Origin of the sequence: Candidatus Poriferisocius sp. (genome assembly GCF_965204145.1) — a bacterium.
In the GTDB taxonomy this organism is placed as follows: domain Bacteria; phylum Actinomycetota; class Acidimicrobiia; order Acidimicrobiales; family Bin134; genus Poriferisocius.
Genome location: NZ_OZ241977.1, coordinates 3,237,237 through 3,251,677 on the forward strand (window position 1 = coordinate 3,237,237; position 14,441 = coordinate 3,251,677).

Here is a 14,441-nt window from a genome sequence, read left to right on the forward strand (position 1 = left end):
CAAGGACTATTACAGCGGGATAACCCCGTGCTTGCGGGGCAGCAGCTCCTCGCGTTTGGAGCGGAGCATCTCGAATCCGGCGATCACCAGGCGCCGGGTGTCGGCTGGGTCGATCACATCGTCGATGTAGCCCCGCTCGGCGGCTATGTAGGGGTTGGCATAGCGCTCGGTGTAGTCGTCCACCAGCTCGGCTCGCCGGGCGACCGGATCGGCGGCCGACTGGAGCTCGCGGCGGTGGATGATCTCCACTGCCCCCTGCGGCCCCATGACGGCCAGTTCGGCACCCGGCCACGCGAACGACAGGTCGGAGCCCACCGACTTGGAGTCCATCACCACGTAGGCCCCGCCATAGGCCTTTCGAGTGATGATCTGGATGCGGGGCACCGTGGCCTCGCAGTAGGCGTAGAGCAACTTGGCTCCGTGGCGGATGATGCCGCCGTGCTCCTGGTCGACTCCCGGCAGAAACCCGGGCACATCCACGAAGGTCACAAGCGGGATGTTGAAGGCGTCGCAGGTCCGCACAAAACGGGCCGCTTTGGAGGATGACTCGATGTCCAGCACTCCGGCCAGCACCATCGGCTGGTTGCCCACCACGCCGACGGTGTAGCCGTTGAGCCGGGCAAAACCGCACACGATGGACTGGGCCCAGTGGGCGTGGTACTCCATGAACTCCCCGTCGTCCACGACCGCCTGGATCACCGTGCGCATGTCGTAGGGAAGGTTGGGGCTGTCGGGCATGATGTCGCGCAGCTCGGGGGTCAGGCGCTCAGGATCGTCGGTGGCGTCGATCTGGGGGGGCTCCTCCAGGTTGTTGGCGGGCAGATGGCTGACCAGGAAGCGGACCTCGTCCAGAACCTCTTCCTCGGTCTGGCCCACGAAGGTGGCCACCCCCGACTTGGTGGAATGGGAGCGGGCGCCGCCCAGGTCCTCGAGGGTGACCTCTTCTCCGGTGACCGTCTTCACCACGTCGGGGCCGGTGATGAACATGTGCGACTTCTCGGCCACCATGAACACGAAGTCGGTCATGGCCGGGCTGTACACCGCCCCGCCGGCGCACGGCCCCAGGATCACGCTGATCTGGGGGATGACTCCCGAGGATTTGACGTTGCGGTGGAAGATGCCGCCGTAGGAGTCGAGCGACACCACCCCTTCTTGGATGCGGGCGCCGGCGCCATCGTTGAGGCCGATCATGGGCGCGCCCACCGACAAGGCCAGGTCCATCACCTTGTGGATTTTCTCGGCGAACACCTCTCCCAGCGCGCCGCCGAACACAGTGAAGTCTTGGGCGAACAAGAACACCTTGCGGCCGTCGATGGTGCCCCAGCCGGTGATCACGCCGTCGGTGTAGGGCCGCTCTTCGATGCCGCTGTCCAGGGCCCGATGGCGGGCCAGCATGTCGAGCTCGTGGAAGGAGCCGTCGTCGAGCAGGTACTCGATGCGCTCCCGGGCCAGCATCTTGCCCTTCTCGTGCTGGCGGTCGACCGCCCGCTGGGGGCCGGCGTGCAGGGCCTCGTGCTTGCGGCGCTCTAGGTCGTTGAGGCGGTCTTTCATCGAGTGCTCGGCCATTGTGGTGACAGGCTACATGGGGTCTAGGTGGGTAGCCTCACTCTCGTGGCTTTGGATTCAGGGCAGGCGCAGAGGCGCGTTGCCGTCTTTTGCAGCTCGTCGTTGGGGACTCAGGCAGGGTATGCGGCTTTGGCGGCTGATTTGGGACGGCGGCTGGCCAATGAGGACATTGGCGTGGTGTTCGGTGGGGGTCGGGTGGGGCTCATGGGGGTGATGGCCGACGCGGTGATGGCCGCGGGCGGCGAGGTGATCGGGGTGATACCGAACTTTCTGGACGAGATCGAAGTGGCCCATCAGGGGCTGACCGAACTCCACTTGGTAACCGACATGCACGAGCGCAAGCAGCTCATGTACTCGCTGTCGGACGGGTTCTGCGCGCTGCCGGGCGGATTGGGAACGCAGGAGGAGCTGTTCGAAGCCGCCACCTGGACCCAGCTGGGGCTGCACGAGGGCGGTCGGTACAAACCGGTGGTGCTGTTGGATGAGGATGGGTTCTGGGAGCCGTTGGCCGCGTTTCACCAACAGCTTGTCGATGTTGGGTTCATCAAGCCCGAGAAGGCGGGGATCATCCGGCGGGCGGGCTCGATCGATAAGGCCCTCGAGCTGCTTTATCCGTCTTCGAGTTGAGACTGGAGGCCTTCTACGGCCTCGATGAACTCTTCGACGAGGTTGTAGACCACTTGGCGGGTGGGGAGGGATTGGTTCATGGCGCCCACGATTTGGCCGACGAAATAGTTGGTCAGCTTCTCGGCACCGCTGCCGGGGTGGTGGGCCACCCGGTCGATGCGGCGGCGGGGCTCGCCGGTCAGCATGATCTGAAGCGGCATGGGGAGAGGGTCGGGGGTGTCGGACCGGTTCCACTCCTCGGTCCAGGCCGAGCGCAGCATCCGGGCCGGCTTGCCGGTGATGGTGCGGGACCGCTCCGTGTCAGAAGATCCAGCAGCCAGGAACTTCTGCTTGACCGCGGGATGGGTTTCAGCCTCCTCGGTGGTAAGCCACACCGAGCCGCACCATGCCCCTTGGGCGCCCAGTGCCATGGCTGCGGCCATTTGGCGCCCTCGGCCGATGCCCCCAGCGCCCAACACCGGCACTGGGGCCACCGCGTCCACTACCTCGGGGATGAGAACCATCGAGCCCACCTCTCCGGTGTGGCCGCCAGCCTCGTATCCCTGAGCGACAATGATGTCGACGCCGGCGGCCACATGGCGCTCGGCGTGGGCGGCCCGGCCAGCCAGGGCGGCGACCCGGGCACCGGCATCATGGCTCTGGGCGATCATCTCCGGGGGAGGCGGGCCCAACGCGTTGGCCACCAGTGCAGGCTGGTAGGCCAAGGCGATCTCAAGTTGGCGACCGGCGCGGCGGCCCGACAGCGGGGCGGCGGGACCCCAGTCCCGGGGTGAGCTGTCGTCGGGTGGCAGCGGCGGCACTTCATAGCGCTCGAGCAGCTCGTCGAGAAATCGCCGGTGCTCATCAGGGATGAGCGAGTGGGCTTGCTCGACGTCCAGCCCGCCCTGTTCGACACCCTCGTAGCGGGCGGGAACCACAAGATCGACGCCGAAGGGGCGGTCGCCGACCTGCTCTTGGATCCAAGCCAGATCGGTTTCCAGGTCTTCCTCGGTGTGTCCGACAACGCCCAGCACGCCCAATCCACCGGCCCGGCTGACCTCGGCGGCCACATCGCGGCAGTGGGTAAAGGCCAGGATCGGGAACTCGATGTCAAACATCTCGGTGACCGCAGTACGCATATCTGGTCTTCCTTTCAGGTCTTTCCCAATCGGCGCTTCAGGCCGTCGGCTCGCTCAACAAGATGGTCGCCGCCCAATCTGCCCATCAGCTCGGGGAACTCCGGGGTGGGGCCGGCCCACTCTAATTCGTCGAGGCCATCAAACGTCGGGGCGTCGTGGGCGATGGTGGCCACCTCCCGGAAGAGCATGGCCAGCTCCCGGTTCTCGGCCAGGGTGGCGGCCAGCTTGGCCGAGCCTCGAACGCTGACTTCCCACTGGCCCACGGCATCGGGGATGTTCTCCAGATGGCGGTAGTGAGACAGCACCGTCGCGGTGGAGCGGGCGCCCCAGCCGGCCAAGCCGGGGAAGCCGTCGGCGGTGTCGCCCACCAGGGCCAGGTAGTCGGGGATCGACTCGGGCGCCACCCCGAATTTGGCCACCACTCCGTCATAGTCGATGAGCTTCTGCTGACGGCGGTCGTACTGCACAATGCGCCCGTCGCCGGTCACGCACTGGGCAAGGTCCTTGTCGGGGGTGCAGACCAACACCTGCTCAACGCCTGGGTCGAGGGCGGCTTTGCGGGCGGCGGCCCCCATGGCGTCGTCGGCCTCGTATTCCACCATGGGCCACACGCAGAATCCGGCGGCGGCCAGCGCCTCCTCCACCAGGGGGAACTGGGCCATCAGCTCAGGGGGCACCCCTTCGCCCGACTTGTATCCAGGCCACAGGTCGTTGCGGAACGACTCGATCACCTGGTCGGTGGCTATTCCGATGTGGGTGGCCCCGTCGTCGACCAGTTGGAGCATGCTGTGGACCACTCCCCGGGCCGCCCCGTGCTCGGGGTCGCGGTTGCCAGGGGAGAAGTGGTAGCGGAACAGCTCATATGTCCCGTCAACAAGGTGGACCCGCACATCGCGACCGTATCCTGTTCGGCAGCGAAGGCGAACAGACAAAGGGGGAGCAATGAGCGAAACGGTGATCTTGGCCGGAGCCCGCACGCCCATCGGGAAGATGTCGGGCGGGCTGGCGTCGTTTCGGGGGACCGAACTGGGGGCGCTGGCCATTCGAGCCGCGCTGGAGAGGGCGGGCGTGGCCCCCGAGCAGGTGGACTACGTGTTCATGGGTCAAGTGCTGTTGGCCGGTGAGGGTCAGGCCACGGCTCGACAGGCAGCGGTGGGGGCGGGCATCCCGATGACGGTGCCGGCCACCACGGTGAACAAGGTGTGCCTGTCGGGAATCAACACCGTTTACCTGGCCCACCAGATGATCACCGCGGGCGACGCCGAAATAGTGGTGGCCGGAGGCATGGAGTCGATGACCAAGGCGCCCTACCTGTTGACCAAGGCCCGGGAGGGGTATCGCCTGGGAGACGCCGACCTGGTGGACTCCATGATGTACGACGGGCTGTTCTGCGCCTTCGACCACTGCGCCATGGGGACGGGTACCGAGAAGTACGCCGCGTCGAGCGGATTGCCCCGCGAGCCCCAAGATACGTTCTCGGCCCAGTCGCATCAGCGGGCCGCGGCCGCCGCGGCCGCCGGTCGGTTCGACGACGAGGTGGTGCCGGTCGAGGTGCCCCAGCGCCGAGGCGATCCAGTGACGGTGCCGGCTGATGAGGGGGTGCGCACCGACGCCACCGCCGAGTCGCTGGGCCGGCTGCGCCCGGCGTTCGCGGAGGCGGGCAACATCACCGCGGGCAACGCTTCACAGATCTCCGACGGGGCCAGCGCGCTGGTGGTGGCCAGTCGGGAGCGGGCCGAGCAGCTCGGAGTGGAGCCGCTGGGGACATATTTGGGATATGGACAGGTAGCCGGTCCGGACCCTTCGTTGCTCACCCAGCCGTCGCACGCCATTTTCCAGGCGCTCAAATCGGCCGATTTGAGCTTGAGCGACGTGGACCTGTTCGAGATCAACGAGGCGTTCGCGGCGGTGGCGCTGGCGTCGATGGCCGATCTGGGGGTCTCCGAGGACGTGGTGAACGTGAACGGCGGCGCCATCGCCTTGGGACACCCCATCGGAGCGAGCGGAAACCGCATCGTGCTCACGCTGCTGCACGAGCTGCGTCGCCGAGGCGGCGGTGTGGGGGCAGCTGCGCTGTGCGGCGGCGGAGGCCAAGGAGATGCGCTGTTGGTACGGGTTTAATTGTTACAGACCCGGTATGACTTGACTTTGTTTCGTCATCTTTGTAATGTAATTGCAACAAACAAGCACCGCCTTATGCGTGTCGGTTCCCAATGCCCCCCGTCCGGCTCGCTAAGGCGGTGTCTTGCGTTTGAAAGTTGGGCGACTCAGCCGGTTGCGTCTTTCCTTGAAAGGGCCTGGCGACTCAGCCGGCGGTGATGCGCTGGCGTCCCTCTAGGGCCCGGCTGAGGGTGAGTTCATCGGCGTATTCCAGGTCGCCGCCCACCGGGAGGCCGCTGGCGATGCGGGTGACGGCCACTCCGAGCGGCTCGATGAGTCGGGCCAGATACATGGCAGTGGCCTCCCCCTCGATGTTGGGGTTGGTGCAGCAGATGACCTCGGTAACGTTCTCATCGCCAATACGGGCCAGCAGCTCTTTGATCCGGAGTTGATCGGGGCCAACTCCCTCGATGGGGCTGATGGCGCCGCCAAGCACGTGGTAGCGACCCCGGAATTCCCGGGTCTTCTCCAAGGCCACGATGTCCCGAGGTTCTTCCACCACGCACAAGATGGCTGGATCGCGCCGGTGGTCGGCGCACAGCTCGCATTCAGAGTGCTCGGTGATGTTGAAACACCGCTGGCAGAACTGGATTCGAGCTTTGGCCTCCTTGATGGCGTCGGCCAGCCTCACAGCATCCTGTTCGGAGACCTTCAACAAGTGAAAGGCGATGCGCTGAGCGGACTTTGGGCCGATGCCGGGGAGGCGGCCTAACTCGTCGATCAGCACCTGTACCGGGGCGGTGTAGACGCTGCTCACGCTCGGCTATCCCTGTTGGCTGGAGGCAGCCGGCGGATCGAAGGTGACGAGCTCGGAGTCGGGAAACGCTTCCATGAGGTTGGAGATGGCCTCTTGGGTAACAGTTTCCTCGTCCATGAGCTCGTCGGGGTCGATGGCCTCGGCCTCGTCTTGATCCGAGGAGACCGAGCGCGACCGTGGGGGCTGAAGGTCGGGGGGCGGGGCGATGCTGTCGTCGTCAATGGCCAGGCGCATTGGCACGGGCCGCCCGAAATGCTCGTGAAGAGCGCTGTCCACCTCGTTGCGGGCTTCTTCGCAGCGATCCAGATGGATCTTGTTGGGGAGAGCGAACACCGCGCTGCCGCCGTCGTTGGCCAGGAAGCGGCCCGCTTGGAAGCGGACGCGAACCTTGTTGGGCAGGTTGGCCAAGATGGTGTCCCCCCAAGCGAGGACGATTTCCTCACGGGAGGGCAGCGAGCCGTCGGCGTCGGCGGGGACAGTGTCGGATTCAGGGGGTGAAGCGGCTTCGTCGGCGGTCGATGGAGCGGACGAGGCCTTTCCTGCCCGCATTGCTCCCAACGTGGGCCGCGGGACTCGATCTGGGGTTGGGGAAGCTCCGGATGCGGAGTCCTGTTCAACCGGTGCCGTCGAGGGCGACTCGGCCTCGGTTTGCTTGGCCTGGATTTGGGCGATGGCGGCACGGGCCCGCTCGTGACCGCTGGTGGGACCACCGGTGTGGCGGGCAGGCGAAGCCGGAGAGGCAGAAGCAGGACCATCGCCGCTATCGGACACCGTGGGGGCAGATGGGCCGTGACGCTCGAGCCGTTCTATGCGCTCCAACAGCGCGTTGAGGTCGGTGTCGAGGTCGCGGCGGGTAAGTCGTCCCAAGGCCACTTCCAAGTCAACCCGGGGATCGGGAGCTTGGCGCATATCCACCAGGGCAGTACCCAGCACCTCCAGCGCTCGGGTGAGGCCGGCCGGGGGAATCAGTGCCGCCGTGGCCCGGGCGCTTTCCTGCTGGGCATCGGTGAGGTGGCTCAGATCGGCGCCCATCGCGCCCAGAAAGGCGTTGCGAAGGCGGTCGAGCAGGGCCTCGCCGATGATTCTGGGCTCCCGCCCCGACCGCAAGGCCTCGTGCACAGCAACGAACGCGGGACCGTAGTCCTGTCCCCCCAAAGCCTCGATAATGGCGTCGACGGCGTCGAGCCGATCGGCCACTCCGCCGGCGGCCACGATCTGGTCGAGGGCCGACAGCGTGTCGCGGGCTGATCCGGCTCCCCGGTGGACGGCGTGGTCGATGGCATCCTCACCCACCTCCAGTCCGGCCTGGCCGACCACCCAGCGAGCATGGTCGGCCAGCACGTCGCCGTCGATGAGGTTGAACTCCAGGTGCTGTGTGCGACTGCGGATGGTGGGCACCACCTTGTGGGGCTCGGTAGTGCACAGCACAAACACCACGTGGTCGGGAGGTTCCTCAAGCGTTTTCAGGAGGGCGTTCTCTGCTCCGGTGGTAAGCATGTGGACCTCGTCTAGGACGTACACCTTGGCCTTGCCGGGGGAGCCCATCGCCACCCGGGAAATGAGGTCGCGGACATCGTCCACCTTGTTGTTGGATGCGGCGTCCAGCTCGATGAGGTCGTAGGAGGTGTTGTTGGCGATGTCCAGACACGACTGGCACCGGCCACATGGCTCGCCGTCTTTGCCCAAATCGGTGCAGTTGAGGGCTTTGGCCAGAATGCGGGCCGTGCTGGTCTTGCCCGTCCCGCGAGGGCCGCTGAACAAGTAGGCGTGGCCGACCCGCCCCTGTTGGACCGCGTTTTGCAGAGCTCGGACGACAGGCTCTTGGCCCCTCAGCTCCGCAAAGGAACCCGGCCGATACCGTCGATAGAGCGCCTGAAGGGCCATTGTGCCGACTTTACTCACGCTGAGTGACAGCTAGGCCCAGTCGGGCGGAATCAGTCGGGCCGTGGGTCTCCGGTTTCGAAAGTGATGGCCAGGCGGTCTGCGGCACACCCCAGGATCCGCTGAGAGCTGCTGCCTCCCGGCCCTGACTCGGTTCACGGGCTGGCGTTGCACAGGACCCGACCATCACATTCCAAACCGGGCCCACGGCCCAGATGTCGTCAGGATAGCGGCAACCGGTGCAGGACCGCCCGTCGGTGTGCGGTAAATTTCCTAACTCCCGGAGGGGTGCGAGAGCGGCCGAATCGGCACGCTTGGAAAGCGTGTGTGGCGCAAGTCACCGTGGGTTCGAATCCCACCCCCTCCGCCATTCTCCAAGCGGTCAAGCGGAGGGAGGGGGATTCGAACCCCCGGGACCCCGGAAGGCCCTACGGCTTTCAAGGCCGCTGCAATCGTCCGCTCTGCCATCCCTCCGAGGGGGAGGATAGTGGTGGGCAGGTAGTGCTGATGAGGTGGATTACGCCCAGGTGTTCCAGGCGATGATCTCGTCGGAGTCCTTGCGGGCAGGGGGCTTGAGGTCGTCGCCCCGCAGGTAGGCCACGGGAATTAGGCACATCTGGAGATAGTCGTCGGGAATGCCCAGCAGCTCGGCCACCTCGTCGGCGGCCAGCAAATGGGCGGTGGTGAAGGTTGAGGCCAGGCCCCGGCTGTGGAGGGCGAGTTGGAAGCTCCACACCGCGGGCAGGATCGAGCCGAACAGGCTGGCGGTCCAGGCGAGATCGAGGTCGGGGTCGAGCTGGCCCCGGATGCAGGGGATGACGAGGGCGGGCACTTCGTGGAACCGCTCGGCCAGGTACAGCACCGCCTCGGAGTGGCGGACGCCGACGGCGTCCCCGTCGGCCCGACGCCGTTCCAAGAGCTCCTGCATGGGCGGAACGATGCCTGCCCGGTAGTGCTCGGCGATGGCCGCCCGAGGATCGGGGTCAGTCACGATCACCCAGCGCCAGTCCTGGGCATTTGAGGCATTGGGGGCGTAGGCGGCCAATTGCACGCAGTCCCGCAAAACGTCGGTATCCACCGGCTGATCGAAGTCCAACCGACGCCGCACCGACCGAGTGGTGGAAAGCAGCCGATCAGTGGTGCCGGTCTCAAACGGTGTCATCGCTCACAATCTCTCATGTTCCTGGATGGTAGGCGCGTGGCTGGGCAATCCATGAGGCCGGTACGGGAGCGATTCGCTAGGGTGGGAGGGCCTGGAGAGGTGGCCGAGTCCGGTTGAAGGCGCTTCCCTGCTAAGGAAGTAACTGCCGCAAGGTGGTTCGTGGGTTCGAATCCCACCCTCTCCGCTCATTGCTGGTTGCCCGTGGAATGCCAAGCCTGCCGGGATAGGGTTCGACCCCATGGGAATGCTTGACGGGAAGACGGCCATCGTTACCGGCGGGGGCCAGGGAGTGGGCCGGGGGATCGCCTTGGCGCTGGCGGCTGAGGGCGCCGGGGTCACGGTGGCCGCTCGGACCGAGTCGAAGGTGCAGGCAGTGGCGGCAGAGATTGCCGAGCGAGGCGGTTCCGCGCTGGCACTGGTGTGCGACGTGAACGAACTGGACGATATTCAGGCGTGCGTTGACCGCACGGTGGATCACTTCGGCACCGTCGACATCTTGGTGAACAACGCCCAGCAGGTGCCCCACGGGCACTTGCTGGAGGTGAGCGACGAGGCCTGCATAGCGGCGTGGACCTCGGGGGCGCTGGCCTCCATCCGGTTCATGCGGCTGTGCCATCCCTATCTGAAGGACGGCGGGGTGATCATCAACCAGGGGTCGGGGTCGAGCCTCAAGACCGATCCCAGCGGCATGGGGGTGTACGCCGGGGTGAAGTCGGCCATCCAGTCGATCACCCGGGCCGCCGCCATGGAATGGGGGGCCGACGGCATCCGGGCCATCACCCTGATGCCGGTGGCCATGTCGCCGGCCATGGAGGATTGGAAGGGATTCAACCCCGAGGGCTTCGCCGCCCTCCAAGAACGCTTCGCCCTCAAGCGAGTTGGCGACGCCGAGATCGACATCGGCCGAGTCGTGGCCTTCCTATGCAGCGACACCGCCAGCTACATGACCGGCACCACCGTCAACATCGACGGCGGAGACGCCTACCTGCGTTAGCTGGCGGGGGCTATGTGGCCTTCTAGGTTGTAGGGGCGGTAGGGGCCGAAGATGGATTGCTCTAGGACGCCGATGCCTTGGCGGTCGCCCATGCGGACCTTCATGAGGTGCTGGACGTGCTGGTTTTCGAAGGCGGTTTCGTCGACGTCGGCCAGCTTCCAGCGCTCCGACTCCATGGCCAGCTCGCCCTTCCAGTCGCCGTGCGACCAGGTGGGGTGGCTGTAGCCGATGCCCTTCATCCGGTAGGTGAACTGCTTCTCGAAGGTGATTTCGTGGCGGGTGTCGTCTTCCAGAGAGGTCATGGCCAGGGTGGCGGACTTGATCATGCGGCTGCCGGACTCGAACTCGAGCTGGTGCTCGAGGCGGTGCATGGGCTCCACTCCGGGATCCTCCACACCGGGATTGTCGGCGAGTGAGTCGTAGGCGGGCAGAAAGGCGCCCACGTGGAACCGGGGGCGACCCAGGGTGTCCTCAAACAGCTGGTAGTGGCTGCACATGTCGTCCCAGTGAAGCGGCGCCCACAAGAAGAACAGCCCCATGGCTCGGGGGGCCTGGGGAGCGCCCCGGTTGTCGCCCCCGGCCACTGGGCGGACCCCCCAGGAGCGGTCCTTGGTGCCGTAGGTCTCGGTTTGGTCGATCTCCATGCGCTGGCCGTCGTATTCGATCCAGCCGTGCCAGCGGCCGAATTGGGTGAACCGGGTGGTGTCCATAATCCGGCGGCTGCCGTCGGACCAGTGGTGGCGGGGCTCCTCGATGGCCGCGGTGCGGGCCTCGAAGGTGAGATCGGCGGCGAAATCAGTCTCGTTGGGCGCCAGCACCACCCGGCAGGCCTTCATGGGCTCGGTGATCTCCAGGTTGAAGGGGCCCACGCTCAAATCGGACGGCTCGGGGTTGGCCCGGGCCGAAGCGTGGAAGGCGTGCTGCACGCCGTTGTGGACGATGCTGATGCCGCAGTCCTGGATGTCGAGATGGGGATAGCGGGCGGTGCCCACGCCGAGGTACATGTCGCCGACTTTGGAGTAGCCGTTGAACCAGTACCGCTCGTAGAAGTCCTTCTCCCCGGTGGAGGGAGTGGAGATGGGATCGGGGGTCTGGTGGATGGGGAAATCGTCGAATTTGGTCAGCACCCGCCTATGGTGACAGACCAGCTTCCCTCATCAATTGTCGGAGAGGCTGGTACCATCAACGGTAACTCTCACTAATCGACGGCGTTCTCATAGGGAGGCACCCACCATGAGCACCGGCAACGGCGAACAGCACACCTTCCGCACCTTCCAACTCCGCAACCTGGAAGACACCCCCGGCTTCGACCGGCTGAGCGACCACCAGAAGATGGTGACCCGCGTGGTGGGCTCGGTGCTCCCGTTCAAGACCAACAACTACGTGTGCGAGGAGCTCATCAACTGGGACAACGTGCCTGACGATCCCATGTTCCAGCTCACCTTCCCCCAAGAGGGCATGCTCGACCCCGAGCACTTCAGCCGCATTGCCGATCTGATCAAGGCCGAGGTGCCGGCCGCCGAACTCAAGGCCGCCGCCCGAGAGATCCAGCTGAGCCTCAACCCGCATCCCGCTGGCCAGGTGGAGATGAACGCCGGGTATCTGGAGGAAGAGGTGGTGCAGGGTGTGCAGCACAAGTATCGGGAGACGGTGCTGTTCTTCCCCACCCAGGGCCAGACCTGCCACGCCTACTGCACCTACTGCTTCCGGTGGCCGCAGTTCGTGCAGCTCGACGACCTGAAGTTCGCCAGCAAGGAGATCGACCGGCTGGTTTCGTATCTCAAGCTGAATCCGACGGTGTCGGATGTGCTGTTCACCGGGGGCGACCCGATGATCATGCGCACCGAGCTCATCCGCCGCTACGCCGAGCCGCTGATGGACGACGACCTGGAGATCAGCACCATCCGATTCGGCACCAAGGCCCCGGCCTACTGGCCCTACAAGTTCACCGAGGGCGAGGAGGCCGACGACCTGCTGCGGCTGTTCGAGGAGGTCGTGGCCTCCGGGCGCCACCTGGCCATCATGGCCCACTACTCGCACCCGGTGGAGCTGGCCACCGACGCCTCCCGGGAGGCGCTGCGGCGCATCATCGAGACCGGTGCGGTGGTGCGGTGCCAGGCCCCGCTGATCCGCCACGTGAACGACAGCGCCCGGGCTTGGGCCGACATGATCACCACCGAGGTGTCCCTGGGGGCGGTGCCCTACTACATGTTCGTGGAGCGCGACACCGGGGCCAAGCGGTACTTCGAGGTGCCGCTGGTGGAGGCCTACCAGATCTACACCGACGCCTATAAGCAGGTGTCGGGGCTGGCCCGCACCTGGCGGGGGCCGTCGATGTCGGCCACTCCGGGCAAGGTGCTGGTGGACGGCATCGTCGAGGTCGGCGGCGAGAAGGCGATCGCCCTGAAGTTCGTCCAGGCCCGCGACCCCGACTGGGTGAACAAGATCTTCTTCGCCGCCTATGACGAGGAGGCGTCGTGGCTCGACGAGCTGCGCCCGGCGTTCGGCGAGGAGAAGTTCTTCTACACCGACGAGCTGAACAACATGAAGACCGACACCCCCCAGCGGGTGCAGCTCATCACCACCAGAGCCGCCTAGCTTCGGCTCAGCTCACTCCCACTCGATGGTGCCGGGGGGCTTCGAGGTGATGTCGTAGGCCACCCGGTTGATGCCGTCCACCTCGTTGATGATGCGGCTCGACATCTTCTCCAGCAGTTCATAGGGCAGCCGGGCCCAGTCGGCGGTCATGGCGTCTTCGCTGGTCACCGCTCGGATGACCGCCACTTGGCCGTAGGTGCGCTCGTCGCCCATCACGCCCACGGTGCGGATATCGGGCAGCACGGCGAAGGTCTGCCAGATTTCCCGTTCCAGCCCCGCGGCGGTGATCTCGGCTCGAACGATGGCGTCGGCCTTGGCCAGCAGGGTCACTTTGGCCGGGGTGACCTCGCCGATCACCCGCACACCGAGACCGGGGCCGGGGAAGGGGTGGCGCCACACGATCTCATCGGGCAGACCCAGTTCGTGGCCCACGGCCCGCACCTCGTCTTTGAACAGGTCGCGCAGCGGCTCCACCAGCTCGAAGTCCATCTCCTCGGGGATACCGCCCACGTTGTGATGGCTCTTGATCTTGGCCGCGGAGTCGGAGCCCGACTCGATCACATCGGGGTACAGCGTGCCCTGCACCAGATAGGCCGCCCCGTCCACCTGGTTGGCCGCCTCCTCGAAGATGCGGATGAACAGCTCGCCGATGATCTTGCGCTTCTCCTCGGGGTCGATCACCCCGACCAGGGCGTCGAAGAACCGGTCGGCGGCGTCCACCGCGATCAGCTCGATGCCCTGGGAGCGGCGGAAGGCGTCGATCACCTGCTGGCCCTCGTCTTGGCGCATCAGGCCGGTGTCCACGAACACGCAGGTGAGCTGATGGCCCACCGCCCGATGGACTAGGGAGGCGGCCACCGCGGAGTCGACCCCGCCGGACAGGCCGCACACCGCCCGCCCGTCGCCGATCTGAGCCCGGATGGCGGCCACCGCCTCGTCGATGAACGACTCGGTGGTCCACGAGGGGGCCAGGCCGGCGCCCCGGTACAAGAACCGCTCCAGCACCGCCTGCCCGCCAGGAGTGTGGGCCACTTCGGGGTGGAACTGGACGCCGAAGATGCGCTGCTGAGGATCCTCCAGGGCGGCCACCGGGGCTTGGGGGGTGGAGGCGGTGACCACAAAGCCGTCGGGCGGGGTGGAGATGGAATCGAAGTGGCTCATCCACACTGGGCGCTCGGTGTCCTCGTCGGGACCGAACAGCGTGCCGGGGTCGTTCACGCTCATGGCGGTGCGGCCGTATTCGCCGATGCCGGTGCGGGACACCTCCCCGCCGAGCTGGGCGGCGATAAGCTGGGCGCCATAGCAGATGCCCAGTATGGGGATGCCCAGGTGGTAGATGGCAGGGTCGATGCGGGGCGATCCCTCGACGTGGACCGACTTGGGCCCGCCGGAGAAGATCACCGCCCCGGGCTGGCGGGCGGCGATCTCAGCGGCGCTGATGGAGTGGGGGACGATCTCGCTGTAGATGTGGGCCTCGCGCACCCGGCGGGCGATGAGCTGCGCGTACTGGGCACCGAAATCCACCACCAAGACCGGGTGGTCTCGGCTGGCGGTATCGGTGCCGATGGCCGCCGATAA

General features: G+C 66.2%; 12 protein-coding genes, 3 tRNA genes and 1 other RNA gene. 6 read left to right on the top strand and 10 right to left on the bottom strand.

The features are described 5' to 3' along the window. Nucleotides 1–9 precede the first annotated feature (9 nt). Nucleotides 10–1,566 (bottom strand): acyl-CoA carboxylase subunit beta, encoded by a 1,557-nt coding sequence (locus ACOGI7_RS15055; protein WP_419849563.1) that lies wholly within the window; start codon nt 1,564–1,566, stop codon nt 10–12. A gap of 51 nt (nt 1,567–1,617) precedes the next feature. On the opposite strand from ACOGI7_RS15055, the gene ACOGI7_RS15060 reads away from it, so the two are divergent. Further along, nucleotides 1,618–2,193, top strand: coding sequence for a TIGR00730 family Rossman fold protein (locus ACOGI7_RS15060; RefSeq protein ID WP_419851527.1), 576 nt, complete (start codon nt 1,618–1,620; stop codon nt 2,191–2,193). Here ACOGI7_RS15060 and ACOGI7_RS15065 read toward each other — a convergent pair. Together ACOGI7_RS15065 and ACOGI7_RS15070 are read right to left on the bottom strand one after the other, a co-directional pair. Further along, complete coding sequence (locus tag ACOGI7_RS15065) at nt 2,175–3,311, bottom strand: nitronate monooxygenase (RefSeq protein ID WP_419849564.1); 1,137 nt, start codon at nt 3,309–3,311, stop codon at nt 2,175–2,177. The two genes, ACOGI7_RS15060 and ACOGI7_RS15065, sit on opposite strands and share 19 nt — an antisense overlap. Before the next feature lie 14 nt (nt 3,312–3,325). Further along, the gene (locus tag ACOGI7_RS15070) at nt 3,326–4,201 is read right to left on the bottom strand and encodes a 5'-3' exonuclease (protein ID WP_419849565.1); all 876 of its coding nucleotides are present in this window, start codon (nt 4,199–4,201) and stop codon (nt 3,326–3,328) included. A 52-nt stretch (nt 4,202–4,253) separates the two neighbouring features. Here ACOGI7_RS15070 and ACOGI7_RS15075 point away from each other — a divergent pair, with 52 nt between their 5' ends. Next, nucleotides 4,254–5,432, top strand: coding sequence for an acetyl-CoA C-acetyltransferase (locus tag ACOGI7_RS15075; RefSeq protein ID WP_419849566.1), 1,179 nt, complete (start codon nt 4,254–4,256; stop codon nt 5,430–5,432). 184 nt (nt 5,433–5,616) lie between these two features. Here the strand turns inward: ACOGI7_RS15075 and recR are convergent, their stop codons facing one another. The 3 genes from recR to ffs all read right to left on the bottom strand — a co-directional run bounded on the left by recR (nt 5,617) and on the right by ffs (nt 8,294). After that, nucleotides 5,617–6,228: a recombination mediator RecR gene (gene recR / locus ACOGI7_RS15080; protein WP_419849567.1), complete on the bottom strand. Its 612-nt coding sequence runs from the start codon at nt 6,226–6,228 to the stop codon at nt 5,617–5,619. A gap of 6 nt (nt 6,229–6,234) precedes the next feature. Further along, a complete protein-coding gene (gene dnaX, locus ACOGI7_RS15085; protein WP_419849568.1) occupies nt 6,235–8,112 on the bottom strand; it encodes a DNA polymerase III subunit gamma/tau in 1,878 nt (625 codons plus the stop codon). 83 nt (nt 8,113–8,195) lie between these two features. Continuing rightward, nucleotides 8,196–8,294: signal recognition particle sRNA small type (ffs, locus tag ACOGI7_RS15090), an RNA gene on the bottom strand. Nucleotides 8,295–8,391: 97 nt separating this feature from the next. On the opposite strand from ffs, the gene ACOGI7_RS15095 reads away from it, so the two are divergent. After that, nucleotides 8,392–8,479: transfer RNA gene (locus ACOGI7_RS15095), tRNA-Ser, on the top strand. A 17-nt stretch (nt 8,480–8,496) separates the two neighbouring features. Here the strand turns inward: ACOGI7_RS15095 and ACOGI7_RS15100 are convergent. Beyond that, nucleotides 8,497–8,583, bottom strand: a tRNA-Ser gene (locus tag ACOGI7_RS15100). Between the two features lie 43 nt (nt 8,584–8,626). Beyond that, on the bottom strand, nt 8,627–9,271 hold the full coding sequence (locus ACOGI7_RS15105; protein WP_419849569.1) for a nitroreductase family protein: 645 nt from the start codon (nt 9,269–9,271) through the stop codon (nt 8,627–8,629). Between the two features lie 93 nt (nt 9,272–9,364). Here ACOGI7_RS15105 and ACOGI7_RS15110 point away from each other — a divergent pair. After that, nucleotides 9,365–9,455: transfer RNA gene (locus ACOGI7_RS15110), tRNA-Ser, on the top strand. A gap of 54 nt (nt 9,456–9,509) precedes the next feature. Beyond that, nucleotides 9,510–10,265 (top strand): SDR family NAD(P)-dependent oxidoreductase, encoded by a 756-nt coding sequence (locus tag ACOGI7_RS15115; RefSeq protein ID WP_419849570.1) that lies wholly within the window; start codon nt 9,510–9,512, stop codon nt 10,263–10,265. On the opposite strand, the gene ACOGI7_RS15120 is transcribed toward ACOGI7_RS15115, so the two are convergent. Further along, nucleotides 10,262–11,392, bottom strand: a complete 1,131-nt coding sequence (locus ACOGI7_RS15120) for a hypothetical protein (protein ID WP_419849571.1) — start codon at nt 11,390–11,392, stop codon at nt 10,262–10,264. The two genes, ACOGI7_RS15115 and ACOGI7_RS15120, sit on opposite strands and share 4 nt — an antisense overlap. A 106-nt stretch (nt 11,393–11,498) precedes the next feature. Here ACOGI7_RS15120 and ACOGI7_RS15125 point away from each other — a divergent pair, with 106 nt between their 5' ends. Continuing rightward, nucleotides 11,499–12,863: a KamA family radical SAM protein gene (locus ACOGI7_RS15125; RefSeq protein ID WP_419849572.1), complete on the top strand. Its 1,365-nt coding sequence runs from the start codon at nt 11,499–11,501 to the stop codon at nt 12,861–12,863. 12 nt (nt 12,864–12,875) lie between these two features. Here the strand turns inward: ACOGI7_RS15125 and guaA are convergent, their stop codons facing one another. Continuing rightward, on the bottom strand, nt 12,876–14,429 hold the full coding sequence (guaA, locus tag ACOGI7_RS15130) for a glutamine-hydrolyzing GMP synthase (protein ID WP_419851528.1): 1,554 nt from the start codon (nt 14,427–14,429) through the stop codon (nt 12,876–12,878). Nucleotides 14,430–14,441: the final 12 nt, after the last annotated feature.